Origin of the sequence: Kerstersia similis, assembly GCF_965139615.1 — a bacterium.
GTDB lineage: Bacteria > Pseudomonadota > Gammaproteobacteria > Burkholderiales > Burkholderiaceae_B > Kerstersia > Kerstersia similis.
In genome coordinates this window covers 1-25849 of record NZ_CBCSIQ010000028.1, presented here as the reverse complement: position 1 = coordinate 25849, position 25849 = coordinate 1, and the positions used below count along the sequence as shown (strand labels likewise).

General features: G+C 62.3%; 23 protein-coding genes, 1 tRNA gene and 1 pseudogene. 7 read left to right on the top strand and 18 right to left on the bottom strand.

Translation table 11 applies throughout. The features are described 5' to 3' along the window. The first annotated feature begins 119 nt into the window (after nt 1-119). Nucleotides 120-419 carry a DUF4148 domain-containing protein gene (locus ACNA1V_RS14840; protein ID WP_415834377.1) on the top strand — a complete coding sequence of 100 codons (300 nt, stop codon included), beginning with the start codon at nt 120-122 and terminating at the stop codon, nt 417-419. A gap of 172 nt (nt 420-591) precedes the next feature. Here the strand turns inward: ACNA1V_RS14840 and ACNA1V_RS14835 are convergent, their stop codons facing one another. From ACNA1V_RS14835 to ACNA1V_RS14825, 3 genes are all read right to left on the bottom strand, one after another. Continuing rightward, entirely contained in the window at nt 592-1188 is a 597-nt protein-coding gene (locus tag ACNA1V_RS14835) for a BPSL1445 family SYLF domain-containing lipoprotein (protein WP_415834376.1), read from the bottom strand. A 266-nt stretch (nt 1189-1454) separates the two neighbouring features. Then, nucleotides 1455-2876 carry an amino acid permease gene (locus ACNA1V_RS14830; protein WP_415834375.1) on the bottom strand — a complete coding sequence of 474 codons (1422 nt, stop codon included), beginning with the start codon at nt 2874-2876 and terminating at the stop codon, nt 1455-1457. Nucleotides 2877-3126: 250 nt separating this feature from the next. Then, a complete protein-coding gene (locus ACNA1V_RS14825) occupies nt 3127-3738 on the bottom strand; it encodes an NAD(P)-dependent oxidoreductase (protein ID WP_415834405.1) in 612 nt (203 codons plus the stop codon). A gap of 359 nt (nt 3739-4097) precedes the next feature. Here ACNA1V_RS14825 and ACNA1V_RS14820 point away from each other — a divergent pair, with 359 nt between their 5' ends. Further along, nucleotides 4098-4532 carry a winged helix-turn-helix transcriptional regulator gene (locus tag ACNA1V_RS14820; protein WP_415834374.1) on the top strand — a complete coding sequence of 145 codons (435 nt, stop codon included), beginning with the start codon at nt 4098-4100 and terminating at the stop codon, nt 4530-4532. 23 nt (nt 4533-4555) lie between these two features. Here ACNA1V_RS14820 and ypfJ read toward each other — a convergent pair whose 3' ends face one another. Next, nucleotides 4556-5404, bottom strand: coding sequence for a KPN_02809 family neutral zinc metallopeptidase (gene ypfJ, locus ACNA1V_RS14815; RefSeq protein WP_415834373.1), 849 nt, complete (start codon nt 5402-5404; stop codon nt 4556-4558). A 190-nt stretch (nt 5405-5594) separates the two neighbouring features. After that, a complete protein-coding gene (locus ACNA1V_RS14810) occupies nt 5595-7643 on the bottom strand; it encodes a PIG-L family deacetylase (RefSeq protein WP_415834372.1) in 2049 nt (682 codons plus the stop codon). A 260-nt stretch (nt 7644-7903) separates the two neighbouring features. On the opposite strand from ACNA1V_RS14810, the gene ACNA1V_RS14805 reads away from it, so the two are divergent. Then, nucleotides 7904-8770 (top strand): hypothetical protein, encoded by an 867-nt coding sequence (locus ACNA1V_RS14805; protein ID WP_415834371.1) that lies wholly within the window; start codon nt 7904-7906, stop codon nt 8768-8770. Nucleotides 8771-8782: 12 nt separating this feature from the next. Here the strand turns inward: ACNA1V_RS14805 and ACNA1V_RS14800 are convergent, their stop codons facing one another. The 13 genes and pseudogenes from ACNA1V_RS14800 to ACNA1V_RS14740 all read right to left on the bottom strand — a co-directional run. Further along, entirely contained in the window at nt 8783-9646 is an 864-nt protein-coding gene (locus ACNA1V_RS14800; RefSeq protein WP_415834370.1) for a DUF1838 family protein, read from the bottom strand. Nucleotides 9647-9803: 157 nt separating this feature from the next. Next, nucleotides 9804-10064, bottom strand: coding sequence for a hypothetical protein (locus tag ACNA1V_RS14795; protein ID WP_415834369.1), 261 nt, complete (start codon nt 10062-10064; stop codon nt 9804-9806). A gap of 356 nt (nt 10065-10420) precedes the next feature. Beyond that, a tRNA-Lys gene (locus ACNA1V_RS14790) sits at nt 10421-10496 on the bottom strand. Nucleotides 10497-10782: 286 nt separating this feature from the next. Continuing rightward, nucleotides 10783-11400: a 2OG-Fe(II) oxygenase gene (locus ACNA1V_RS14785; RefSeq protein WP_415834368.1), complete on the bottom strand. Its 618-nt coding sequence runs from the start codon at nt 11398-11400 to the stop codon at nt 10783-10785. A 185-nt stretch (nt 11401-11585) separates the two neighbouring features. Then, nucleotides 11586-12056, bottom strand: a complete 471-nt coding sequence (locus tag ACNA1V_RS14780) for a MarR family winged helix-turn-helix transcriptional regulator (protein ID WP_415834367.1) — start codon at nt 12054-12056, stop codon at nt 11586-11588. Between the two features lie 34 nt (nt 12057-12090). Beyond that, the gene (locus ACNA1V_RS14775; protein WP_415834366.1) at nt 12091-13884 is read right to left on the bottom strand and encodes an acyl-CoA dehydrogenase family protein; all 1794 of its coding nucleotides are present in this window, start codon (nt 13882-13884) and stop codon (nt 12091-12093) included. 149 nt (nt 13885-14033) lie between these two features. Continuing rightward, nucleotides 14034-14771, bottom strand: a complete 738-nt coding sequence (locus tag ACNA1V_RS14770) for an ABC transporter ATP-binding protein (RefSeq protein ID WP_415834365.1) — start codon at nt 14769-14771, stop codon at nt 14034-14036. 1 nt (nt 14772) lies between these two features. Then, nucleotides 14773-16581 carry a branched-chain amino acid ABC transporter ATP-binding protein/permease gene (locus tag ACNA1V_RS14765; RefSeq protein WP_415834364.1) on the bottom strand — a complete coding sequence of 603 codons (1809 nt, stop codon included), beginning with the start codon at nt 16579-16581 and terminating at the stop codon, nt 14773-14775. Between the two features lie 2 nt (nt 16582-16583). Further along, on the bottom strand, nt 16584-17621 hold the full coding sequence (locus ACNA1V_RS14760) for a branched-chain amino acid ABC transporter permease (protein WP_415834363.1): 1038 nt from the start codon (nt 17619-17621) through the stop codon (nt 16584-16586). Between the two features lie 77 nt (nt 17622-17698). Next, a complete protein-coding gene (locus ACNA1V_RS14755) occupies nt 17699-18844 on the bottom strand; it encodes an ABC transporter substrate-binding protein (protein WP_415834362.1) in 1146 nt (381 codons plus the stop codon). 136 nt (nt 18845-18980) lie between these two features. Then, nucleotides 18981-20546: an acyl CoA:acetate/3-ketoacid CoA transferase gene (locus tag ACNA1V_RS14750; RefSeq protein ID WP_415834361.1), complete on the bottom strand. Its 1566-nt coding sequence runs from the start codon at nt 20544-20546 to the stop codon at nt 18981-18983. A gap of 92 nt (nt 20547-20638) precedes the next feature. Continuing rightward, nucleotides 20639-21007, bottom strand: coding sequence for a hypothetical protein (locus ACNA1V_RS14745; RefSeq protein ID WP_415834404.1), 369 nt, complete (start codon nt 21005-21007; stop codon nt 20639-20641). Between the two features lie 105 nt (nt 21008-21112). Beyond that, nucleotides 21113-21841 (bottom strand): annotated as a pseudogene (locus ACNA1V_RS14740) (thiolase family protein); the annotation flags it as partial. Nucleotides 21842-22006: 165 nt separating this feature from the next. Between ACNA1V_RS14740 and ACNA1V_RS14735 the strand changes: the two are divergent. The 4 genes from ACNA1V_RS14735 to ACNA1V_RS14720 all read left to right on the top strand — a co-directional run. Then, complete coding sequence (locus ACNA1V_RS14735) at nt 22007-22795, top strand: crotonase/enoyl-CoA hydratase family protein (protein ID WP_415834360.1); 789 nt, start codon at nt 22007-22009, stop codon at nt 22793-22795. Nucleotides 22796-22930: 135 nt separating this feature from the next. After that, nucleotides 22931-24784 carry a feruloyl-CoA synthase gene (locus tag ACNA1V_RS14730; RefSeq protein ID WP_415834403.1) on the top strand — a complete coding sequence of 618 codons (1854 nt, stop codon included), beginning with the start codon at nt 22931-22933 and terminating at the stop codon, nt 24782-24784. 6 nt (nt 24785-24790) lie between these two features. Beyond that, nucleotides 24791-25555, top strand: coding sequence for an SDR family NAD(P)-dependent oxidoreductase (locus tag ACNA1V_RS14725; protein WP_415834359.1), 765 nt, complete (start codon nt 24791-24793; stop codon nt 25553-25555). Nucleotides 25556-25626: 71 nt separating this feature from the next. Beyond that, a partial coding sequence (locus ACNA1V_RS14720; RefSeq protein WP_415834402.1) for an FAD-dependent oxidoreductase occupies nt 25627-25849 on the top strand: 223 nt, incomplete at its 3' end.

Below are 25849 nucleotides of genomic sequence, written 5' to 3'. Positions count from 1 at the left end.
TACGCTTTTTCATACTAGGGATTCTACGCATACTGTCGTCACTGTCATCGTTTTGACATGTTCCCGCAAACGAACCAGAGCGCGGGAAGCAGACATATAAAACCGTAGGAGTTGCACAAATGAAAGCACTGAAACAAACCCTGTCGTTCGCCCTGGTTGCCGTGTCTGTGGCGGGTGCCGCCACAGTGCATGCTGCGACTGATAACCCTAACGACCTGCCGCCGCTGCGTGTCGGCACCCCGCTGAGCTCGCAACAAGTCCAGGCAGAACTGGCGCAAGCCCAGGCGGCCGGTCTGACGAATGTTCGTCCGAATGACTTGCCGCGTCTGAATGTCGGTACGCCGCTGAGCCGCGCCCAGGTTCAACAGGAACTGCAGCGTGCACGCGCTGCCGGCGAAATCGAACAGGTCATCAACTGAGTTGTAATCGCTGTGCCAGCATCTGCCGAGACTATGGGTGGATGCAATGAAAAGCGCCTGGATACGTTCATGTATCCAGGCGCTTTTTTTACGGGCACTAAGGAGGCTGCCTCGCAAAGTGCAAGGCAGCCGGCCACAGAACCCCTTGAGCAGAGATTCCCGGGCTGGGGGATTACAGGTCTATCGGCTGAACCTTGGAGCCTTGCAGCGAGACACCGGCAGCCAGACCGGCATTGTTCAGCACGAAGCCGACGACCGGTTGATTGATGGTATTGCTGTCCAGAGAGCCGTTGGCACCCAGGGTGGCCAGGGCGACGTTGGCGTCGGCGCCGACGGCCCAGCCGCTGCTGCTCAGGAAGGAGTCGAGCGCTTGCTGGGTGGTGAAGACCAGGACGATGGCACGGGATTGAGCGCCTGCCTGGAAGCCGATGGAACCACCACCCAGGCTGTAGTAGCCCTGGGTTACGCCGTTGACGCGCAGGGCGCCCTTGCCGTATTCGCCGCCGACGATGAAGCTGGCGCTCATGACTGAGGGGAATACCAGCACGCCCTTGGATTGCTGGATCAGGGTTTGGGAGCCGGGAGCCGCGCTGTAGAGGCGGCTCAAGGTCGAATTCACGCCGGCATTGATCTGGCTGCGCTGTTCAGCGGCGCTGGCCGTGTCATTGGGAGTCGTGGTGGTGCAGGCCGCGAACGTCAGGCTGGCAAATGCCATGGCGCATGCGGCCAGGGTACGACGAGAGGAGGAATAGCCTTGCTTGCGCATCATCAGTCTCCATTGTGCTGGATTCGCCGGGCGCGAAACGCCATGGCAGGATTGGGCATCAGGATATGCCGCCATAGGCGTTACATATCCTCAACGTATCATGCGAGCTTACTGTGTTCTCAGGATGGCGTAAACGAAGGAATGCGACAAAGCGTAATTCGCGTCTGCGCTGCGTCAAAAGACAAAGAAATAACGCCGGCACGAGGCCGGCGTCGGAAGTAGCGGAATGCAGGGGCGCATCGTTAGCGATGCGCCGACCTTGAGGCGGTCTATTCCGTGATGCCGGCGGCAATTTTGCGACGGCGCACGAAAATATAGGAAATGCCCAGGAATACAAACCAGAGGGGCGTGTAAATCAGCGCGACGGCCGTGTCCGGTTTCTGTGCCAGGGCCCAGAGGACGAAGGCAAAAAAGATATACACGACAATGGCGGCGGGGATGCCGCCAGGCATCTTGAAGTCCGAGGCGGCATGCAGGGCAGCGCGTTTGCGGCGGTACTGGATGTACGAAGCCAGGATGATGGACCACACGAAAATGAACAGCAAGGCAGAGATGGTGGTCATCAGCGTAAAGGCTTCCATCACGCTTTGGCCGGCATATAGCAGTACCACGCCGGACAGCAGGAAGACGCAGGAAAAGAACAAGGCGTTGACCGGTACCCGGCGGCGGTTCAGGCGGCTCAAGCCCTGGGGAGCGTCACCGCTGGAGGCCAGGCCGAACAACATGCGCGAGGTCGAGTAAATACCCGAGTTGGCGCTGGATGCGGCAGAGGTCAGCACAACGAAGTTCACAACGTGCGCGGCAATGGCCAGGCCGGCCAGCGAGAACATGGCGACGAAGGGGCTGGTATCAGGGCTGATCTTGTCCCAGGGTGTGACTGTCATGATGACAAACAGGGCGCCCAGGTAGAACAACACGATCCGGATAGGAATGGAGTTGATGGCCTTGGGCAGATTGCGGCGCGGATTTTCGGTTTCGGCGGCAGCAGTACCAACCAGTTCGATACCCACGAAAGCAAACACGGCTATCTGGAACCCGGCGACGAATCCGCTGAATCCATTGGGGAAGAATCCGCCATGTTCCCATAGGTTGCCTACCCGGGCGGGGGTGCCGTCAGGCAGCTGGAAGTGGTTCAGCAGCATGACCATGCCGGTAATGATGAGCGCGCTGATGGCGACGATCTTGATCAAGGCGAACCAGAATTCGATTTCGCCGAAGTTGCGCACGGAAGGCAGGTTCAGCACCAGCAGGACAAGGATCAACCCCATGGCGGGGATCCATAGCGGAAGCTCAGGGAACCAGAAGGCGACATAGCCCGCGACGGCTACTACATCGGCCACGCCGGTGACGATCCAGCACAGCCAGTAAGTCCAGCCGGTGAAATATTTGGCCCAGGGGCCCAGCAGGTCGCCGGCGAAGTCCGCAAAGGAGCGGTATTCCAGATTCGACAGCAGCAACTCACCCAGCGCCCGCATCACGAAAAACAGCATGATGCCGATGATGGCATAGACGAGCAGGATGGACGGGCCGGCCAGTGAAATCGTTTTTCCCGAGCCCATGAACAGGCCGGTGCCGATTGCGCCGCCGATGGCGATCAGTTGCAGGTGGCGATTCGATAGATTGCGCGCCAGATGGCCGCCTTCCGTCTCGGAAACAGCGCCGGATTGTCCGGATTCCGTGGAGCTGGACATTGCTGGTATCTCCTGGTGTTTGCCGCCGGGGGTGCTTGGGTCTGGGGAACAGGCCGCCATTCAGCTTGCGGCAGCGTTAAACATGGTGCGCTGCGGCAAATGTCGCAGCAAGCTACGCAGTGTACGGCAATCAGGCCGAATTTGCGGCGCGTGAGATTGGTGTTTTCCCGAGGGCGATATCAGCCAGGCAGGCCGCCCCGTCAGGTCGATGCCAGGCGGGGCGGCCGATAGGGAAGATGCCGGTCAAGGCTCAATAGCCGACGGTGAAACGCTGGCGCGAGTGAGCGGGTTTTTCCAGTTCGTCCACCAGTGCGATGGCGTAGTCCTCGAACGAAATACGGCTGCCTGTTTCATTGCTGAGCAAGGTGTCTTTACCCAGCCGGAATTGGCCGGTGCGTTCGCCAGCGACGAATTCTGCCGAGGGTGACAGGAAGGTCCAGTTCAGCGCTTTTTCGGCGCGCAATTGTTCCAGGAATTCGGCACCCTTGGTGGCTTCCGCCAGATAGGCGGCGGGGAAATCGGGAAGGTCCAGCACGCGTTTGCCGGGGGCGACTTCCAGGCTGCCGGCGCCGCCCACGACCAGATAGCGCGGCACGCTGGAGGCTTTGACGGCTGCCAGCAGGGCGGCGGTATCGCTGGCGGTGAAATGCACGGCACTGATGACGGCATCATGGCCGCGCAGCGCCTCGATCAGGCCGGCCTGATCATAAACATCTGCGCGACGGGCAATCACGCCAGGCAATACGGCGATTTTTTCGGGATGACGCGCCAGCGCGGTCACTTGGTGGCCGCGTCGGGAAAGCTCCTGCAGAATGCGCGAGCCGGCTTGTCCGGAGGCTCCGATAAGGGCGATATGGGCCATGTGTGCTGCTCCTTGAGTCTTGTGCGGGTGTGAGGGAATGATGTCCAGGCCGGCGGCATACCGGCGCTGGCAACAGGCGCCAGGCAGGAGGGATGCGAGTTTCATGCCTGGTTCCTATATTGGTATGACTTTGTGGTCTATAGTCTAATTAATAGACCAATGGGGAAATACTAGGTGCTTTCGCCACCTTGCGCAAGAAGTCATCAGCGCATGATCAGGTCACGGCACGCTGACCATCGTTGCGGCAAGCCTGCGACGGTGCAGGTAGATTGAGGTGGCGGGCGCAGTGTCTGGCGTCTGTCGCCCTATACTTTCCATCTGCGGCAAGCGCAGGCAACCGGGACACAATAGGTAAGGATATGACTGGAGAATGGCAGAGTGGCGAGACGGCAAGCGGCGGCGGGCGTGCGCCAGGCAAGGTTTCAGGTGCGCTGGCATTGCCGGCCTGGCAGCCCTGTCCGATCCGCGATGTGCTGGATCGCATCGGGGATCAATGGAGCCTGCTGATACTGGAGGCGCTGGGACGCGAGCCGGTGATGCGCTTCAATGAACTGGGCCGGGAAGTGTCGGGCATTTCACGGCAGATGCTGTCGCGCACGCTCAAGCGTCTGGAGCAGGATGGATTGGTGGGCCGTACCGTTTATGCGGAGGTGCCGCCCAGGGTCGAGTATGCCTTGACGGCGCTGGGGCACTCATTTCTGCAACCCATGCGGGCGCTGGTGAATTGGGCTGACGGTCATCACGATCAGATCCGGGCCGCCAGAGTGGCCTATGGCGAGCGCGAGGGCGTCTGAACGGCAAGGATGGCGTTTCAGGGTCAGCGTAGATTGCCGAAGGTGTCGCAATCGCGCAGTCGGCCGCTGTCATATCCGCGCTGGAACCATTCCATGCGCTGGGCCGAAGTGCCGTGAGTAAAGGAGTCCGGTACGACGCTGCCGCCATGGCGGCGTTGCAGGGTGTCGTCACCGACGGCGCTGGCGGCGCCCAATCCGCTCTCGATATCGCCCGCCTCCAGGATATTGCGTTCGGCTTCGGCATGGTGAGCCCAGACGCCCGCATAGCAGTCGGCCTGCAACTCCAGCTGGACGGAAAGGCGATTGGCCTCGGTGCGGGAGACGCGCTGCTGCGTGTCCTGCACGCGTTTCAGCGTTCCAAGCTGGTTCTGGACATGGTGGCCGATTTCATGGGCCATGACATAGGCACGCGCAAACTCGCCGGGTGCACCCAGCTTGTGTTCCATTTCGTCGAAGAATGCCAAGTCGAGATAGACGCGGGTATCAAGTGGGCAGTAGAACGGCCCCATGGCGGCTTGTCCGGTTCCGCAGGCGGTCGGTGTGGCGCCCCGATACAGCACCAGGACGGCATCCTGGTAACGGCCATTGGTTTGCGCGTTGAAAATGCCGCGCCAGGTATCTTCCGTATCGCCCAGCACGCGCGCAACAAATTGCCCCTGTGCATCATCGGGTGTGCCGGTGCGTGCCGGCTGGCTGGTGGCGGGGCCGCCGCCATCGGCCATTTGCAGGACGACGCTGGGGTCGATGCCAAAATACATGGCGACCAAGGCCAGAACAATCGTGCCTACGCCCAGGCTGCCGCGACCGACACGCGGGCCGCTGCGGCGGCGGTCTTCAACGTTCTGGCTGGCTCGGGAGCGGCCCAGGCGCATGGTGAGTTCCTATGGTGTCGAGTAATGGCGAGGCGGGGCGAGGCGGCGTATGCGCTACGGCTTGAGTGCCTCTGTGCGGGCGCGCTGCGTCAGCGCGGCCCCGCCAGCAAGCTTAACGCGCTTTGGAGCAGGGGTGCCGATTTGCGGGCCGCTTGTGACTATCCTTGACGGCCCGGCCGGTCAGCCCGGTTCAGGGGGAAGCCGAGCGGAGGGAAACAGCCGGCGTGGTTGCGATGGACGGTATGGCGCCGGGCGCATCTGGCGATGTTTGCGCCGCTGCCGGCAGCGCTGCCGTGGTTTCCCGTATCCAGGTATCGCTACGCGGATCACGGCGCCACAACTCATAGGCTTGCACGGTCCCTGCCTGTCGGGCGGCCAGGTGTAGCGTGCCGGCCACGATGCCCAGCGTGGGCAGGGAGCCGGCATGGGGAATCAGCCGCAAGGGGGCAGCGTCTTCTTCGAGTACCCAGACAGCGCCGCCAGGTTGCTCCAGGGCGGCAATGACCACATCGCCATCGTCATCCAGGCCAATGGCAGGTTGCCCGACGTAGCGCAGCGCCAGGGCTTCTGGCGCCTGCCAGCTGGCTTCCGGGCTGGCGCGGCTGATGTGGTATAGCTGGCCGTCCTGGCCGCGCAAGTACAGCTCCTGTTCACCTTCATGCGCCAGGACGGCCAGGCCGCCACTGCTGAGCGGTGCCGCCAACTTTTGCCAGGGTGTCCAGGTCAGCGCCGGGAATGCCTGTTGCGAGGTATATAACACGCCATTCCGGGCAAGCGCGAAGGCCTGCAGCTCACCGCTGTCTGCCTGCAACAGGGCAAGATCGGCGCTGGCGCCGCTCAACGGCGGCAGCGCTTGCCAATTCTGCCAGCGCCAGGCAGCGTCTGTGTGCCGGGCGGCGGGCGCAGCGGGGATGGCGCGGCTCCAGTACAGCTGCCCGTCGTTGCCCAGGGCAATGGCATGGCTGCCCTGGGGGGACAGTACGGGAGGCCGCATGATGCGCATGCCGTCCAAGGCCTGCCAGGCTTGCCAGGTGCCGCTGGCAGGGTCTTGGCGCGTACTGTGGACGATACCCATGGCGTCGCGCAGCAACAGGCCGGCAGCACCGTCTGGCCAGGCAAAGGATTGCGGCGCTTCCGCGCTGTGGCTGTCCAGTGCCTGCCAGCCGCCGGGCGAGGCGCTCCAGGTGGTTGCGGCGTTGCTCCATTCGCTGGTGGTGGCAAGTATCAGGCTGCCGCGGCTGTCGGCCGCCAGGGCGGCGGGCATGTCGTGGCGGGTCTGATAGTAGCTGCGCGCGACCCAGGCTGCGGTAGGGCCATAAGGTTGGTGGCAGGTCTGGCCTTGGGCGCAGTAGCGCCGGTCCAGCCAGGCATAGCGCAGGAAGGTGTCCGTTTTGGCGGCCGTGGCGGTGGCGCTCAGATTGGCTGCCCTGTCCTGGGTGGGGTAATCGACATAGCCAATCGCCGTGTAATGGCCGGGCAATTGCTTGATGGCATCGCGTGTCAGCCGGGCGCTGGCGATATGATCCGGGTGGCCATGACCGGCGCAACGCCAGCACAGGGAGGTATAGGGAATGGCGCTGGTGTCATCGAGGTGCCGGATGGTTGTCGGTTGATACGCGTGGATCAGCGCTGCCAGGGTATAGACCAGTGCTGCGCGGTCATACCGTTCCTGAAAGTCTCCCAGGGTGTCCACGCTTTGCCCCTCGATGGACTCCGCCTGGCTCAGTGGCGTCAGGCTGCCCCATCCATGGCCCAGCCAGGGGTCTTGCAGGCGCATATGCAGCAATTGAAGGCCAGGCCGGCCCTGCAGCCGGTAGCGTGCCAGCGTGTGGCCGGCCACGTTGATCCGGTCTTCCTGCCATTGGTCCGGCAGGCCCGCCATGTGGGCATGGGCAGCGCGAACCGCGCGCTCGCGCTCCAGCATGTAGGGGACGCCTTCATCTCTCTCGCTGGCGGTAAGGTACAGCACGGCCAGGCAGCCGCCTGCCTGAACCACGCTTTGCAGATCGGGGTTCATGAATAGCAGATCGTCATCCATATGGGCGACGACAGCGAGATCCCGTATGCCATGGCACGGCATGGCATCGCGGGCAGGCCAGGGGTCTGCCGCAGCAGGAGGCGAAATGGCGGATGAGGCGGGGGCGGGCGGCGCAGCCGCATGGCTGGTGGCGCCTAGGACAAAGCAGGCGGCGCAGCTTGCCAGGTGGTGTGCAGCGACGCGCAGGAGAGAGAACTGCATGATGGCGATAGGGTGGAAAACCGGGCGGCAGAAATCTGGAGGAGGATTATGCGCCTGAAATATGACCATGCGCGGCACGGCGCTCCGCTTCACTGGCCACGGCGTGGATTTTTTAGCGATCAGCAGTTTTCGGCGGCAGGGATTCTCGTCGATAATGCCGGTCGCAATCGGTGGCGCGGTAATGGATGCAATGGAGCTGGAGTGAGAGATGGGATTAGCAGTTTGATGAATGGCCGATGCTGCCGGCACGGGGAATGCGCATGAGTTTGCTGCCCGATCGCCAGGATATACACGGCATGGCCAGTTTCGGCGCAGGCCCGTTCGTTACCTTGCGCCGTTTTGTCCAGCATGGCCGCCTGATTGTCTGGAATGCGCGGCAGAATCGCAAGGGCTTGATGCGCACGGCTCGGGCGCAAGAGCACGCGCTGCTGCCTGTGTGGCGTACGGCTGGCTACAACCGCAGCGTGGGTGCGCTGTTCGCCCTGGGCGCTTTCCTGTTTCTTGTCGGGGCAATGCTGTCCTTGATTCCAGGTAGCCTGGGATGTTCGGTACGGCAGGTCAACATCGTGTTTTTTCTGGGCTCCGTGCCTTTTACGATGGCAGCCTATATGCAGCATTTCCAGTCTGCCAATGCGCCTGCATTGCCGGGTCCGGATCCGGCCGCGCAGGCAGATTTGCCGCGTATCCAGTTAATTGGCTGGCATCCGCGCAGCGCGGGCTGGCTGAGCACGCTGACGCAATTTCTTGGCACGCTGGCCTTCAATATCAATACCTATAACGGCATCGTTACGCCGGATAACTGGTCTCTGCAGGATACCCTGGTATGGGCGCCTGACATGATAGGGTCGCTGCTGTTCCTGGTGTCCGGCTATCTGGCGATGCTGGAAACCAGCCATGCCTATTGGAGCTGGCGTCCGCGCGAGCTGGCCTGGCAGATTGCATTCATCAATCTCCTGGGCTGCATATTCTTTATGACGGCCGCGCTGCTGGCCTATGTCCCGCCGCATCAGGAGGCAGCGTGGATGGTCACGCTGGCCAATGCCCATCTGTGGCTGGGGGCCCTTTGCTTCATGCTGGGCGGACTGCTGTTGGTGAAGGAAAGCCGCCAGGCCGATCCCTTGGCCTGACGGCTGGCTGGATCAGGCGCGGCGCGCCTGGTCGATGGCCTGGCGTGCGACAGTCCAGCTGGTGGCGTTCGGGCGTGCGTCGTCCAGCGGTGGTGGCGCATCGTATTGCGGATAGGTGTCGCGGATGGCGGCCTGCAGCACTGGAGGGAGGGCGGCAATGCCATCGACCGCCTGGCCCATGGCATTGAATACCATCAGGCCGGGACGGCTGCCCATACGCATGAATGGCAGCCAGGGAGCGATGCGTACCCAGGCCAATGCTGCACCTGCTGTATCGGTGTGGCGGTTCAGCAAGGTCTGGCGATCGGCGATGAAATCGAAAATTTCCATCGCATGATAGTGATTGCCGACGTGATCCTGATAGTCGCCGGCCAGCGGATTGGGATAGAACAGCGGAATTTCGGCAGGAGCGAAAACCCGCTCACCCTGCACCCGGAATGGGGCCGCGAAGGGGCGGCCCTGCGGGTCGCGTTCGAAGAACGGACGTTGGTTGACCGGATCGTTGGCGACATGCATGACTTCAACTTCCTGAGCGGTCCAGGGGTTGTGCCAGGTTTGCAGCGGCATTCCGCTATATGGATCCAGATAAAGCATGAGTTCGCGTGATACCAGCCGGAAACCGGTGCCGCGCACAGGGTCGTGCAGCGTGCCGGCCTGACGGATATTCATGCCTTCCACGCGAAACAGCAGACGGTCGGGCTCGCCTTCGCGCCGGGCCCAGGCATGGCCTGACCAGTGATAGACGACCGCTTTGCCGTCCTGCGTTGACGCATGCAGTTTGCGTACCGCTGCCAGGGCATCAGGCGCTTGTGAGAGATCCAGCAGTGCCGCGGACGGCGGGGGCGAAGTCTCTGGAGAGGAGGGGGTAGCGTTCATGGGGTGCGGCTCCGAATGCTGCCAGGCCATCGGGGCGGCGTTTCATCCGGCTGTCGGCATGACAGCCGGCGCAGCGGTTCCGGCAGCGCGGCAAAGGGGGCAGCATACCGGCATTTTTCGGTCGGCCCAAGCCTGGCGTGAGCCGACCGGCGCGCATTCAGCTCGCGGCGTGGGACGATTCGAGGTGATGAATGTCCTGGGGGCGGAAACGAAAGCGCATGCGCTTGGGCGCCGTGGCACGGCTGGTGAAGGTCGGGCTGCCAAACAGATCGACCACCATTTCCACGGTGCTGACGATGGGGCGTTGGCTGCCGGCGAGCACCAGGGTCACGCGATCGCCGATCTTGATGTCGCGGGCATTGCTGCTGCCGGTATTGGCGTTGGGGATCAATTGATCCGGATAAATATTCTTCAACATAATGGTTTTCCTTGTTGTTGTTATGGGCAGGGGCACGAGCTGTTGCCTGCGGAAGGTTCCGCAGTGCTGGTTTGAGCCATGGGCCATGCCTGTAATGAATAAAAGACGGCCACAGGCGCCGATGGGCAAAACCGGGTGGCGTGGAACAATGGAGGGAGAGCCCGGCGGTTTCGGCTATCGGGCGCAAGCCGGGACTGTACTGTCGCAGCGTGACGCCAGGGATGAAACCTGCGGGAATCTTCGAAATCTGCGTCTAGCCCTGGTTGGGACGGGGTAGCCGCATGGGCGCGGGATGTTGGGGAATCGCCGGCGCCGGAAAGTGAAACGGCCTGTATTTCTACAGGCCGTTCAGAATCTGGTGGGTTGTGTAGGGTTCGAACCTACGACCTACGGATTAAGAGTCCGCTGCTCTACCAACTGAGCTAACAACCCATGCTCTTGTTCGACTGACTTCGATGTGTTTCGTTGTGTGTCGAGCGAAGAATTGAATTATACGACGTTTTTTTTGCCTGTCAAAGTTTTTTTTCGATTTCGTGAAAAAATTTTCACCGGCAAACTTTCTGGCGGACCATCAATCGGTATCTGATCTCACCATCAGTACCGGTGAACCGCCGGAAAGGGTGGGATTTTGCCAGAAAATATATTGTTTCGGCAAGTTTTCAAACCCTGGCGCTGAAAACAGCCGTGTCTCCGCTTGTTGCCAGCGGCGCCTGGACGCTCAAAGCGTGTCTTCGTCGGTACGGAACCAGCCTGTGAGTGACCAGCGTGTGCGCTGGCAGGGAAGTACGGCATGGGGAATGGTATCGGCACGGAAGAGTGCCAGCCTGCCCATCAAAGGCGCTACGCGCGCAACTTCACGTTCAGGGGTGCCAGGGTCGTAAATGCACAGTTCGCCGCCATCACCTGGCTGCCAGGTTTCGTTCAGATACAGCACCATGGAAATTTTCCGATAGCTGGTGTCACGGTGCTGATCTATGTGCCGGGCATAGCCGGCGCCCGATCCATAGCGGGCGTAGTGGCATTCCAGGCGTTTGAGACCCAGGAAGAAATAGCGGTTCAACACGACTTGCAGTTCGTGGAACCAGGCCCTGAAATCGGTGCAGGCGGGATGCGGGTCGGTATCGTCCAGCCAGCAGATCGTGTCACCGCGGATATCCGTGTTGCGCTGTTGCGTCAGGGAGCGGCCGATGCGGGCGGCGTGGAAATGGCCGGTTTCCCAGCGGTGCATGCCCTCTGCCAGCAGACGATGTGCCAGTTCCGCTGGAATGATGTCGTCAGACACTGTCCAGCCTTGATGTTCCAGATCATGCAACAGCCTATCGGGGATGATGGGCACGATGCGCGGCTACCGCAGGGAACGCGTGAACTGGGGCAAGGTATGCGATCGCAGTCTCCGGAGAGGGAAAAAATCGACGGACGCCGATTTTATCGGAGAGCAGGGAGAAAGAAAATTGTTTTTTGCTCAGCGAATGAGCAATTCGGTGCGGCCGGAAGGGCGCTGGTTCGGCCGCCCGGCGGTGCTTAGGCGTGCTGGGCCACTTTATGCAGCAGTTCGCGCAGCATGGCGCGTTCCGCCGTACTGAGATGGCGTAGCAGATGGCGTTCCATTTTCAGTGAAATGTCGTGGCTCTGGCGGGCCAGCGCTTCGCCGTCCGTTGTCAGGACGATATGCACCGAGCGGCGGTCGGTGGCGTTCGGCTCCCGGGTCAAGAGGCCGCGCTGGGTCAGGCGATCCAGCATGGTCGTGACATTGGGGGCAGGGATGGCAAGCGCCAGGCTCAATTGTTTTTGCGTCACATTGCGGTTGTGCGCGATCAGCAAAAGCATGGAAAACTCGGCAGGTCGCAAATCCAACGGCTTGCCGATGTGCTTGAAGAACGTTTTGCGCGTCGGGACATCTGCCAGCGCTAGCTGGTGGCCAAGAACATGCTGCAAGCAGCTGAGATCCAGGGCTTCCAGATCTTCAGCGGCATCGTGAGTGAGGGTATCCATGGCCATAATCATAATAGAGCCCGGCGCGCCCGCGTCAAAGAGCAGGGAGCCAGGGCAGCGCGGCCTGCTGTGCGCCAACCAGGCGCAGGCGCAGCGCCAGTTCCGGCAGCAGCCACTCCAGGCCATAGCGGCAGGTGTCCAGCTTGGCGGCATACCAGGGGTCGGCCTGTTCCGTGGCCGACAGCGCCAGCACGGTGCGCGCGCTGCGCAGCCAGGCCCATCCCATCAGCAGCAGGCCGGCGGCATGCAGATAGTCATCGGCGACGCGCAGCGGCCATTCCGGGTCTTGCGCAGCCCCTGCGGCCAGCGCGCGGGTGCTGTCTTCGAAGGCCTGGATGGATTGGTGCAGGTTGGCGGCATGCGCTGCCAGCGATGGCAGTGCGGCTGCGGCGTCGGCATCGGCCCGCAGCTCGGCGAGCAGATCCAGCAGCGCTGCGGATGGTACGCCTTCAGGCGTCAAGGCCTTGCGTTGCAACAGGTCGATGGCCTGAATTTCGTTCGTGCCCTCGTAAATCATGGCGATGCGGCTATCACGCACGCTTTGCTCAATGCCATATTCATGAACGTAGCCGTGCCCGCCCCAGATCTGCAACGCGGCGTTGGCGCCATAGTGGCCGTGGTGGGTCAGATAGGCTTTGACGATAGGGGTGAGCAAGGCCACCCGGGCGCCTGCGTGTCGGCGTCGGGCCTCATCAGGATGCTGTTCCGATTCGTCCAGCTGCACACCGGTCCAGTAGGACAGGACGCGCAGCCCTTCGGTCATGGCTTTGAGCGACAGCAGCGTGCGGCGCATCGCAGGATGCAGGGCGATCGGGTCGGCAGCGCCGGCAGGCGTCCCTTCAGGGCGCAGGCGCGCACGCGACTGCTGGCGTTCCTGGGCGTAGCGCAATGCATTCTGGCTCGACAGTTCCAGGTGGCCCAGGCCTTGCATGCCGACTTGCAGGCGGGCGGCATTCATCATGACGAACATGGCATTCAGGCCGCGATTGGGTTCGCCGATCAGCCAGCCGGTTGCCGCTTCCAGGGACAGAACGCAGGTTGCGCTGCCCTTGATGCCCATCTTTTTTTCGATGCCATCGCAGCGTACGGCATTACGGGTGCCGTCAGGCAGGATGTGGGGCACCAGAAACAGGCTCAGGCCACGGCTGCCTGCCGGCGCGTCGGGCAGGCGGGCCAGCACCAGGTGGACGATGTTCTTGGTCAGGTCCTGCTCGCCACCGGAAATGAAAATCTTGTTGCCGCTGATGCGGACTTCTGCGCCAGGCCCCATTTCGCCGACCGCTTGGGCCCGTGTGCGCAGCAGCCCCAGATCGCTGCCCGCATGGGATTCCGTCAGGCCCATGGTGGCCAGGTATTCGCCGCTGACGATCTTGCGCAGGTAGGTTTCCTGCAGTTCAGGCGTGGCGTGCGCTTTCAGGCATTCATAGGCGCCATGCGCCAGGCCGGGATACATGGCCCAGGCATGGTTGCAGCCTGCCAGCATTTCATAGAAAGCCGCATTGAGCAGTTGCGGCAGCCCCTGGCCGTCCCAGGCCGGGTCGCAGGCCAGCGCGGGCCAGCCGCCTTCGCAAAATGCGTGATAGGCGTCACGGTAGCCGTCAGGCGTACTGACCGCGCCATCCTGCCAGCGGCAACCTTGCAGGTCTGCCGGGCTGTTGATGGGCAGCAGCACTTCCTTGGCAAAACGGCCGGCTTCCTGCAAGACCTGGGCTGCCGTGTCGGCGTCCAGGTCTGCGAAGGCAGGCATGGATGCCCACGATGCAGGTGCCTGGAGCACGTTGTCGATGACAAAGCGCATATCGCGCAGGGGCGGATCATATTCCCACATGTGATGCTTCCTTCCAGTTCGCCGGATGGGCCGGCGCGAAACAGAAATATTCGGACCATGGCCCCCGCACGGCAAGTGCGGATGGGGGCCTGGCGTATGGCAGAGCGGGCTCCAGCCTCCGCCGGAACCGGATGCGCCTGAGCCTGAGCCTAATGGTGGGCCGTGCCCAGGTAGGTCTCGGCCACTCGCGGGTCATCGGCCAGGTCGGTGGCCGGGCCGTGCAGCGCCACATCGCCGGTTTCCAGAACATAGCCGTAGTCGGCGATTTCCAGCGCAGCACGGGCATTCTGCTCAACCAGCAGGATGCTGACGCCGGTGGCGCGCAATTGTTCGATGATGCGGAAAATTTCCTTGACGATCAGCGGCGCCAGGCCAAGGCTGGGTTCGTCGAGCATCAACAGTTGCGGTTCGCCCATCAGGGCGCGACCGATGGCCAGCATCTGGCGCTCCCCTCCGGACAAGGTGCCGGAGAGCTGGCTTTGGCGTTCACGCAGGCGCGGAAACAGTTCGAAGACCTGTTCCAGCCCTTGTGTGGCCGCACGCGGATGCAGCAGCGAGCCGCGCAGCCGGTAGCCGCCCAGCAGCAGATTGTCGCGAACGCTCATGGTGCTGAAGAGCGCCCGGGTTTCTGGCACCAGCGCCAGCCCTTGCTGCACGCGGGCTTCCAGCCGGCTGTTGATGATTTCCTTGCCTTGGTAGCGAATGCTGCCTTGCGCGGGCAGCACGCCCATCAAGGCATTGAGCAACGTGGATTTACCTGCGCCGTTGGGGCCGATGATGGTAACCACGCTGCCTGCGGGCACATGGAAATCCAGTTGATGCAGCACTTCGGCACGGCCATAGCCGGCCGTCAGGCCACGAATTTCAAGAAGCGGCGTTTGGCTCATTTCAGTGCTCCGTTCCCAGGTAGGCGGCGCGTACGGCCGGGCTGGCCTGTACTTCGGCGGGCGTGCCTTCGATCAGTCGGGTTCCGAACTCCATGACGACAATGCGATCCGTCAAGTTCATGACGAAGTCCATATCGTGTTCTACCAGAAGCAGGCTCATGCCTTCGGACTTGAGCTGACGCAGGACATGGGCCAGCGCCTGCTTTTCCTTGTGACGCAGGCCGGCAGCCGGTTCGTCGAGCAGCAGCAGGGCCGGGTCGGTGCACAGGGCACGGGCGATTTCCATGAGGCGTTGCGGGCCGAGCGCCAGGTTGCCTGCCAGTTCATGCATCTGGTCGGCCATGCCGATACGCTGCAACTGGCGTTCCGCTTCGGCGAACAGCTGGCGTTCTTCTTCGCGGTTGAGTTTCAGCATGGCGCCCAGGGCGCCCGAACGGCTGCGCAGATAGCCGCCGAGTGCGACGTTTTCCAGCACGGTCATATCCGGCATCATCTTCACGTGCTGGAAGGTGCGCGACATGCCGCGCCGGGCGATGTCGCGTGACCCCAGGCGCGAGACATCCTCGCCCCGGAAACGTACGGTGCCGGAGGTCTTGCGCAGCACGCCGGAGACCAGGTTGAACGTCGTGGATTTGCCAGCGCCGTTGGGCCCGATCAGGCCGATGATTTCGCCCGCACGGATGCTGAAGCTCACATCATTGACGGCGACCAGGCCGCCAAACTGTTTGCGGATGGCATCGACTTCCAGCAGCATCGAACCGGCTTCAGGCTGCGGGCGGCGCGGCAAGGGGGCGGCGTTGCCCCAGTCGCGGACGCGTTGCCGGCGCGGCAGGCGGTTGATGAAGGTAGGGAACAGCCCTTGCGGCATGTATTTCAGGATCAGGATCAGCATGATGCCGAACACCACGATCTCGAAACTGCCAGTCGCGCCGATCAGCTTGGGCAACAGTACCTGCAGTTGATCTTCGACCAGCTTGACCACCGCAGCGCCGGTAAAGGCGCCCCAGATGCTGCCCACGCCACCGGCGACGGCCATGAACAGATATTCGATGCCGAACTTGATGCCGAAGGGCGAGGGGTTGACCGAGCGCTGGAAGTGCGCGAACAGCCAGCCGGAGACGGCGGCGAACAGAGCAGCGATCAGGAAGATCTGTACCTTGTAGCGGAAGGTCGAGATCCCCATGGCCTCGGCCATGGTAACGCCGCCCTTGAGGGCGCGGATGGCGCGGCCGGTACGGGAGTCCAGCAGGTTGACCAGCGCGCCTGCACCCAGGAGCGCAAAGCCCCAGATCAGGTAATAGATATTGCGGTCCTGCGTCATGTCCAGGCCCAGCAGCGGAATGGCAGGGACGCCGGCGATGCCGTCGAATTTGCCCAGCCACTCCATATTGGCCATGACGTAGTTCAGGGCCAGGCACCAGGCGATGGTCGCCAGCGGCAGGTAGTGGCCGCTCATGCGCAGCGTGATCCAGCCCAGAATCAGGGCGCAGGCGGCGGTCAGCAGCAGGCCCACGATCAGGTTGAACCAGGGGGACAGGCCCAGCTGGGTGGACAGATAGGCCGTGGTGTAGGCGCCGATGCCCACAAAGGCCGCCTGGCCGAAAGAGGTGAAGCCGCCAATGCCGGTTAGCAGCACCAGGCCCATTGCCGGAAGGGCATACAGGCCGATGTAGTTCAGCTGGGTAATCCAGAACGCGGGTAGCGGCAGCTGGGGCAGCAGGGCGATCAGCAGGACGAAAATGATGAGCGCCCAGTTGCGCTTGGGGGCGCTGCGTGGAATCAGGGAGTTGAGGGAGGTATCTGTACTCATGATCAGTCTTCCTCGGTATGCGGATCGCGCAGGGAGCGCCACAGCAGCACGGGCAGGATGAAAGTGAAGACGATGGCTTCCTTGAAGGCGCTGGCCCAGAAGGAACTGAAAGCTTCGATGATGCCGACCAGCATGGCGCCCAGCAGGGCCATGGGATAGCTCGACAGCCCGGCAAAGACGGCGCTGATAAAACCCTTCAGGCCGATCAGAAAACCGCTGTCATAGAAGATCGTCGTGGTCGGCCCGATCAGCAGGCCGGACAGGGCGCCGATAAAGGCGGCGACGGTAAAGGATTGCTTGCCTGCGGATTCGGTCGAGATGCCCATCAGGCGCGCGCCCAGCTGATTGACGGCAGTGGCGCGCAGCGCCTTGCCACGCAGCGTGTGTTCGAAAAACAGCCACAGCAGCACGATCAGGGCGACGGTGATGAGGAAGATGATGATGGTTTGACCAGACAGCAGCAGGCTGCCCAGGCTCATCTGTTCATCCCAGAGTGCCGGGGTGCGGAAGCCTTCGGCGCCGAAGAAATACAGGCCCAGGCCGGTCAGCGCGAAGTGCACGCCCACCGAAACGATCAGCAGTACCAGCACGCTGGCATTGGCCAGGCTTTGGTAGGCCAGGCGGTAGATCAGGGAGCCAAAGGGCGTGACCAGCGCCAGTGTCAGCAGCATCTGGGTCAGCAGCGAGGGCTGGCGCGGTGCGATCCAGATGGTCAGCGCAGAGATCGCGACCGGGAAGGCCAGCGTGCGCAGCAGGCGGCTCAGGATCTGCACAGCGGACTGACGCTGGCGCAGGTCGGCCACCAGGTCGAGGACGGCGGCACAAGCCGCCATCAGCAGCAGGAACCAGACGGTGCCGGGCACCTGGCCGAGCTGCAGCATGCCCAGCGTCAGGGCACCGAAGGCGACGTATTCACCCTGAGGAAGATAGATGACTCGGGTGACAGCAAAAACCAGCACGGTCGTCATGCCCAGCAGGGCATAAATCGCGCCATTGGTCAGGCCGTCCACAAGCAGGATACTGGCGATGGAAAAGTCCATGAGCGATATCGGCGATAGGGATGAACAGGCCCGCCGGCGTCGCGCTGACGGGGCCTTGAAGAAGAAACGGCGGAAACTCAGTCGGCTTCGAGCACCCAGTCGCCGTCCACCACTTTCATGATGACCGGGCTTTCAGGGGTGAAGCCCCAGTGGTCGCTGTCAGTGAAGTCGATGACCCCTTGAGAAACCGGAATGGCAGGCAAGTTTTCCAGGGCGTCGCGCAGGGCGGCCCGGAATTCAGGCGTACCCGGCTGCGCGTGCTTCAGGGCTTCGGGAACGGCCTGTTGCAGCAACAGCAGAATGTCATAGGTATGCGCGCTGAACTGATTGCGGGTACCTGCGCCGAAGGCTTGTTCGTAGTTCTGGACAAAGTCGGTGGCCGCGGTCTTGGAGGGGTTGCTGGCAGGCAGCTGTTCGGCGATCACGGCCGGTCCGGACAGGACGTAGGCACCTTCGACGGCCTTGCCACCGACGCGGATCAGGTCGCGCGAGGCGGCAGCGTGGGTTTGGTAGATCTTGCCCTTGTAGCCGCGCTCGACCAGCGCACGATGCGGCATGGCGGCGCCGGAGCCCGAAGCCACGACCAGAATGGCGTCCGGTTTGGCGGCCAGCAGTTTGAGGGTCTGGCCAGTCACGCTGGTATCCGTGCGCTGGAAGCGCTCGGTGGAAACCAGCTTGATGCCGTATTTTTCGGCCAGTTCCTGCATGTCCTTGAGCCAGGTTTCGCCATAGGCGTCGGTGTAGCCCAGAAAGCCCAGGGTTTTCACGCCTTGCTTGGCCATGTGGGCCAGGGCGGCATTGGCCATCACGGTGGAGGAGTGCGCCAGGCGGAAGGTCCAGGCGTCACGGCCGGGCGGGACGGGTACCGGGGACAGGGCCAGCTGCGGCGTCTGGGTTTCCATGGCCACATCGACGATGGCCAGTGCCGATGGCGTGGCGACCGAACCAACCAGCATGTCCACTTTTTCTTCGGTGACCAGACGGCGCGCATTGCGGGTGGCGGTCGTGGGGTCGGTGGCATCGTCCAGGACGATGATGTTGATTTTCTCGCCGGCGATTTCCGCAGGCCAGAGCTTGAACCCGTTATTGCTGGGGATGCCCAGCGCTGACGTAGCGCCTGTCAGCGGCAGGATGGCGCCGATGTTGATGTCGGCCTGAGCCGGAAAGGCGGCGGCAATGGCAAGCGTGGTGGCGAGTTTCAGAGCGGTGCTGGGGCAGTTCATGTTGTCTCCTGATTATCTGGCATTTAGTTATTAATAATAATTAAAAATGCGATGCTCTAGCATAGGGGAAACCCCAAATATTGATGTTTTTATAGGGGTTTTCGTTTCTGTATATAGATACTATCGTTAATTATTTTTAGTGAGTCTTGGCAAGGATCGCAGCTTTGAGGCCGCCCCACTCTGCCTGGAAGATGGCCGCGTCCATGAGGCGTGGGGAGCGAACGATGGGCCGGAAGGACATATGCGCCAGAATGTCGCGTTCGATATCCACGCCGGGGGCGACTTCGATCAGTTCCAGGCCTTCCAGGCCAAGCTGGAACACGGCGCGTTCGGTGATGAACAGCACATCCTGCTGGCGTTGCGCCGCGTCATGGCCGTTGAAGGTGATTTGTTCGACCTGTTCCACGAACTTGCTGCTACGGCCTTCCTGGTCGATGCGCAAGGCGCCATCGGCGACAGTGATCTTCAGGCCGCCAGCGGTGAACGTGCCGCAGAACACTAGCTTGCGGGTGGATCGCGTGATGTTGATGAAACCGCCGCAGCCGACCGGACGGCCATTGAATTTGCTGACGTTGACGTTGCCTTGGGCATCGACTTGAGCCAGGCCCAGGAAGCTGGCGTCCAGGCCGCCGCCATCGTAGAAATCGAACTGCGAGGTTTGTTCGATGATGGCCTGGGCGTTGTAGGCCAACGCGAAATCGCCGCCTTGCGCCGGAATGCCGCCGGTAACGCCGCTTTCGACGCTGAGCGTCAGCAAATCGGCGATGCCTTCTTCGGCGGCCACGGCAGGGATGCCGGCGGGAATGCCTATGCCCAGGTTGGTAATGGCGCCGGGCGTCAGTTCCAGCGCGGCGCGGCGGGCGATGACCTTGCGCTCATCCAGCGGCATCGGTGGCAGGCTGCCCAGCGGAATGCGGACATCGCCGCACAACGCGGGGTTGAACTGCGTGGTGATGGTCTGCAGATGGTTCTCGGGTTGCGCGACCACGACATAATCCACCATGATGCCGGGGATCTTGACCCGCTTCGGGTGCAGGCTATTGGCCTGGACGATGCGTTCGACCTGGGCGATCACGATCCCGCCGCTGGCACGCGCCGCCTGAGCGATGGCCAGCTGTTCGAGCAGCACGCCTTCCTTGTCCAGCGTCAGGTTGCCGGCCTCGTCGGCCAGCGTTGCGCGGATGATGGCGACGTCGATCTTGGGGCATGGGTAGTAAAGCCACTCCTCGCCCTGGAATTCGACCAGGCGCACCAGGTCTTCGCTGCAGGTGCTGTTGAGCTTGCCGCCTTCCTGGCGCGGATCGACGAAGGTGCCCAGGCCGACTTTGGTCAACAGGCCGGGGGAGCGGCTGGCGATGTGGCGCGTGAGCTGCGACAGTGAACCCTGTGGGAAGTTGTAAGCCTCTACCTTGCCGTCATAGACCATTTTCATCATTTCGGCACCGGTCTGGCCGAAGTGGCCAGCAATGGTGCGGCGGATCATGCCCTCATGGGCGAAGTGCTTCATGCCGCCGTTGCCGCTGTTGCCGACCGCGCCGCAGGCCCAGGTGGTGAGCTGGCGCGGATGGCCGGTTTCGAGGAATTGTTGCTCCAGGCCCTGCAGAACTTCTTCAGGCAGGCTGGACATGGCCAGGCCGCCCAGGAACAGAGTGGCGTTGTCGCGGATCAATGCGCCCGCGTCCTTGGCTGTGATGATTTTCATGCTGATGACCTTTCGATTCGTGGATGTCGCCGGGGGTGGACGTGGCGCTGACTTGTCAGCCCGGCTTCGCCTGTAGGTATGCGTGGCCGGGATCAGCGGCTGCTGTCGCTGACGCGGATGACGGTAGCCAGGCCGGTATCGCCTGCCGCGCAGCCGGTGAACAACCCGGTGCCGCCGCCGCGCAGGACGAGTTCCTCGATCAGTTCGAGAATGGCGCGCAAGGCCGTGGGTGCCTGAGGGTGGCCCCAGATGATCGGGCTGCCGTAGTTGTTCATCTTTTCCCAGGGGAAGCCGGTATCGCGCGCCAGGGCGATATCGTTGACGGCGAAGGGGTTGTGCGTCTTGATGGCGTGGATATCGGCAATCGTGAGGCCGCTGGCCTGCAGGGCGCGGAAGGTGGCGGGGGACGGCGCCATGGGCATATGCGCGGGTTCCACTCGCGCCATGCCGAATCCGAGGATTTCAATGGCGATTTCCGGGCGAGTGGAAAGCTCGCGGGCGCGTTCCCGCGTGGTGACGATGGCACCCGCATTGCCATCGGCAGGGTGGGTCTGGCCGCCGAAGGTGATGGTGCCGCCTTCGCGGACGGGCTTGAGCTTGGCCAGGCCTTCGGCTGTGGTGGGGAAAATGCCTTCGTCGGCCTGCAGGACGCCAAGGTCTTTGCGTCCTTTGGGTGGCGTCAGGGGCGCATCGACCATATAGCGCTTCTGGAACGCGCGGTCGTTGGCCAGCGCTTCCAGGTATTGCTGGTAGCGGTGCAGCTTGAGAGCGTGTTGTTCGGCCGTGTCGATGCCATAGCGCTGCGCGACGTTCTCGCCGGTTTCCAACATGGGCTTACCGGCATAGGGGTCGCGCGCCATGTTGTCTGGTACCCAGCGTTCCGGCGTGCCATAGCCGCCAAGGCCGCTGGGGTCGGGGTAATAGAGCAACGGGCCATTGGACTGCTTGTCTGCCATCAGGAGCAGTGCGCAGCTGGCGCTGCCCATGGCGATTTCCTGGCTGGCCATCAGCAGCGCACGCACGCTGGTGGCGCAGGCCTGCTGCACCGATGGGCCTGCCACGCGGTCTATGCCCATCATGCCAGTGACATAAGGCAAGCCGTAGAAACTGCCGGGGTAGGGGTTGGTGGTGCCAAGAATGGCCAGGTCTATCTGGGACAGATCCACATTCCGGTCTGTCAGGGTGTTCTTGGCTACCTGGGCGACCAAGGGGAGCGGGTTCAGCGTAGAGAGGCTGCCTTGCCATTTGGCGAAAGGCGTGGACCAGTAGATGCCATAAGGAATATGGGCGCGCATACGGTAGTCTCCGTTTTGGCTTTTGGTTCTATTAGGGAACTATTCTTTGTTTTCTTTCTGTGTAAAAACACATTTTTATAAGGGTTTTCACTAGTCAGAATGCTTGTTTACAGACCAAATTATTTATAAACTATAATCAAATAAACAGCAAGAAGGCGTACCTCAATGAAGAATTTCGAGCAGTATTCCAATCTGACGGTGGAGATTGATGGCGCCGTTGCGCTGATTGGCCTGAATCGCCTGGAAAAGCGCAATGCGCTCAATGACGGTTTGATTCTGGCGTTGCGCGATGTCTTTGAATCGCTGCCGCTGGAAGTCAAAGCTGCCGTGCTGCATGGCAAGGGCGAGCATTTTTGCGCCGGCCTGGATCTCAGCGAGCTGAGCGAGCGCGACGCCGAGCAGGGCATGCATCATTCCCGCATGTGGCATCGGGCCCTGGAGTCCGTGCAGTTCGGTCGTATTCCCGTGGTGTCGGCGCTGCAGGGGGCAGTGGTTGGCGGAGGGCTGGAACTGGCTTGTGCCACGCATATCCGCGTGGCTGATGCGACGACTTTTTACGCGCTGCCAGAAGGCGCGCGCGGCATTTTTGTGGGTGGCGGCGGTTCTGTTCGGGTGCCGCGCCTGATTGGCGCGGCACGCATGGCCGACATGATGTTGACCGGCCGTGTTTACGGCGCCGAGGAAGGGGAGCGGGTCGGCTTTGCACAATATCTCGTGCCGGCGGGCGAGTCACTGGCCAAGGCGCGTGAACTGGCGCAGCGTATTGCGGGCAATGCGCCCATGACGAATTACGCGTTGATGCATGTGTTGCCGCGGATTGCTGAAGCGCCGGCAGACAACGGTCTGTTGATGGAGTCGCTGGTGTCAGCCATTGCGCAATCCGCGCCGGAAGCCAAGGTGCGCGTGGCGGAATTCCTGGAAGGACGGGCAGCCAAGGTGCGTTCCGGTTCGTAATGTAGTCGTCCGGGCGTGAAGAGATCCGGTTCACCGACATCGCGTCCGAAAGATGGGTTTTCAGAGGGATCGAGGAGACATAAAGTGACTTCTGAAGTGAAGAATGCGGCGCAGGCCGCACCGCGTTATCGTGCCATGCGTTATGGCGTTGATGCAGTGTCCGTGGAACGCCGGGAGAATGGCGTTTGCTATTTGCGTGCCGAGGCTGAGTTGCAGCCTGCCGCCACCAGCATGGGCAGCCGTCTGGCTTATTGGGCCGAGCGGCGTCCAGGGCACACCTTGTTTGCCCGGCGTGAGCGGCTGGCCGATGGCAGCCTGGGGGAATGGGTGCACCTGAGCTACGCCGAAGCGCTGGCGCAGGCTCGCCGTATCGGTCAGGCCTTGCTGGATCGCGGTCTGGATGCAGAACGCCCCGTCGTGATTCTGGGTGAGAACAGCCTGGAGCATGCCGTGCTGGCCCTGGCATGCCTGTATGTCGGTATTCCGTATTGCACGGTGTCGGCAGCGTACTCGACGTTGGCGACGGATTACACCAAGTTGCGTCGGGTGCTGGAAACGTTGACGCCGGGGTTGGTCCTGGCGGTGGATGGTGCGCAGTATGGCCGGGCCATTGATGCCGAAGTGGCCGAGGACTGCGAGGTCTGGCTTGAGCGTGATGATGGCTGGCAGCGTCGGGCAGGCCGCCAGGCCTTATGGCGCGATGTGCTGGTAACGCCGGCCGGGCCGGCGGTGGATGCGGCGGCGGCTGCGGTCACGCCTGAACATATCGCCAAGTTCCTGTTTACCTCTGGTTCGACCAAGTTGCCTGCTGCGGTGATCAATACGCATGGCATGTGGTGTTCCAATCAGCAGCAGCTGGCGCAGTCCATTCCGCTGGTGCAGGATCCGGATCTGACGCTGGTGGATTGGCTGCCCTGGAGCCATACGTTTGGCGGCAATCACAATTTCGGTATTGCGCTCTACAACGGCGGCTCCCTGTATATCAACGACGGGCGCCCGACGCCGGCCCTGATCAAGGAAACGCTGCGCAATCTGCGTGAAATTGCCCCGACGGTATATTTCGATGTGCCCACGGGTTTTGAGGCCATTGCTGCCGCAATGCGCACGGATGATGCCTTGCGGCGCAATTTGCTGTCGCGGGTCAAGCTGTTCTATTACGCGGCGGCCGGATTGGCCCAACCGATCTGGGATGCTTTGCATGCGTGCCAGGAGCAGGAATTGGGCGAACGCATTGTGATGGGGACGGGGCTGGGCATGACCGAATCCAGTCCGTTTGCGCTGTTCGTGAACCACCCGGATGTGCGAGCGGGGGATCTGGGCGTACCGGCGCCAGGTTTGACGATCAAGCTGGTGCCCAATGGCGACAAGCTGGAGGTGCGTTATCGGGGGCCGAATATTACGCCGGGCTATTGGCGTGATGCGGAGGCTACCCGTAAGGCGTTTGACGAGGAAGGCTTTCTTTGCACGGGCGATGCCGTGGCCTGGGTCGATCCGGCAGCGCCGGCGCGCGGCCTGCGTTTCGATGGCCGGATTTCCGAGGATTTCAAGTTGTCCACCGGTACGTTCGTGAGTGTCGGGCCGTTGCGTACGCGTATCGTGGCGGCAGGTAGTCCGTATCTGGCGGATGTAGTTTTGACCGGTTTGAACCAGAAGGATGTCGGTGCCATGGTGTTTGTTTCGCCAGCCGCCCGAGAGCTGGCGGGGGCTGATGCAGAGACGCCACAGGCGGAAGTGAATGCGCATCCTGCCGTACGCGCTGCCTTCCAGGGCATTCTCGATACCTTGGCTGCGGGCGCGACCGGCAGCGCCAATCGGGTTGCGCGCATGGTGCTGCTGGAAGAGCCGCCGCAATCTGCGGTGGGCGAGATTACGGACAAGGGTTCGATCAATCAGCGCGCCGTGCTGCGGCACCGGGCTGCGCTGGTAGAGGCGTTGCACGAGGGAACGGCGCCTGGGATTTTTTACCCCTCTGCCAAGAAAAAGGACTGAGAGATCATGGATATTCAAGGTGTAGCAGCATTGGTGACCGGCGGTGCTTCCGGTCTGGGTGAGGCGACGGCGAGAGAGCTGGCGCGGCGCGGCGCCAAGGTGGCGATTCTGGATCGCAATGGCGAGGCCGCCGCACGTGTGGCGGCAGAGATCGGAGGCCTGGGCCTGGCTTGCGATATCACTGATACGGCCAGCGTGGAGCAGGCGTTGGCGGCTGCGGCCCAGGCGCATGGCGCCGCACGTATTCTGATGAATGTTGCCGGGATCGGGACGGCCAAGCGGATTGTGCAGCGTGATGGCAGCGCGGCGCCCTTGGAGGATTTCTCCCGGGTGGTGCAGATCAATCTGATCGGTGCCTATAACGTGAGCCGTTTGTTTGCCGCCGCTTGCGCGGCTTTGCCGCCGCTGGAGGATGGCTCGCGGGGGGTGTTGCTGTTTACGGCGTCAGTGGCGGCGTTCGATGGCCAGATTGGCCAGCAGGCCTACAGTGCTTCGAAGGGCGGGCTGGTCAGCATGACGTTGCCGATGGCGCGCGATTTGGCGCGTTATGGTATCCGGGTGGCCACGATTGCCCCGGGGTTGTTCAAGACGCCTTTGATGAATGAGTTGCCTGAAGAGGTGCAGCAGACGTTGGCCGCTTCCATTCCGTTCCCGCAGCGTTTGGGCAAGCCTGAGGAGTTTGCGGGGCTGGCCTGCCATTTTGTCGAGAACGATCATCTCAATGGCGAGGTGATACGCCTGGATGGTGCTTTGCGTATGGCACCGCGCTGAGCGGGTGTGGCAGTCCGGCCTGTGGCCGGCAATGAAACAGTAGGGGAGTAGAAGTGGTGCAACGCGAATCCATGGAATATGACGTCGTTATTGTCGGCGGCGGGCCGGCTGGCCTGGCGGCGGCGATTCGCCTGAAGCAGCTGTCGGCCCAGGCTGGCAGCGAGTTGGGCGTTTGTGTGCTGGAGAAGGGCGCGGAGTTGGGCGCGCATACTTTGTCGGGCGCCATCATGGATCCGCGCGCGTTGAGCGAGTTGTTGCCGGATTGGCGCGAGCGCGGCGCCCCGCTGGAGGTGC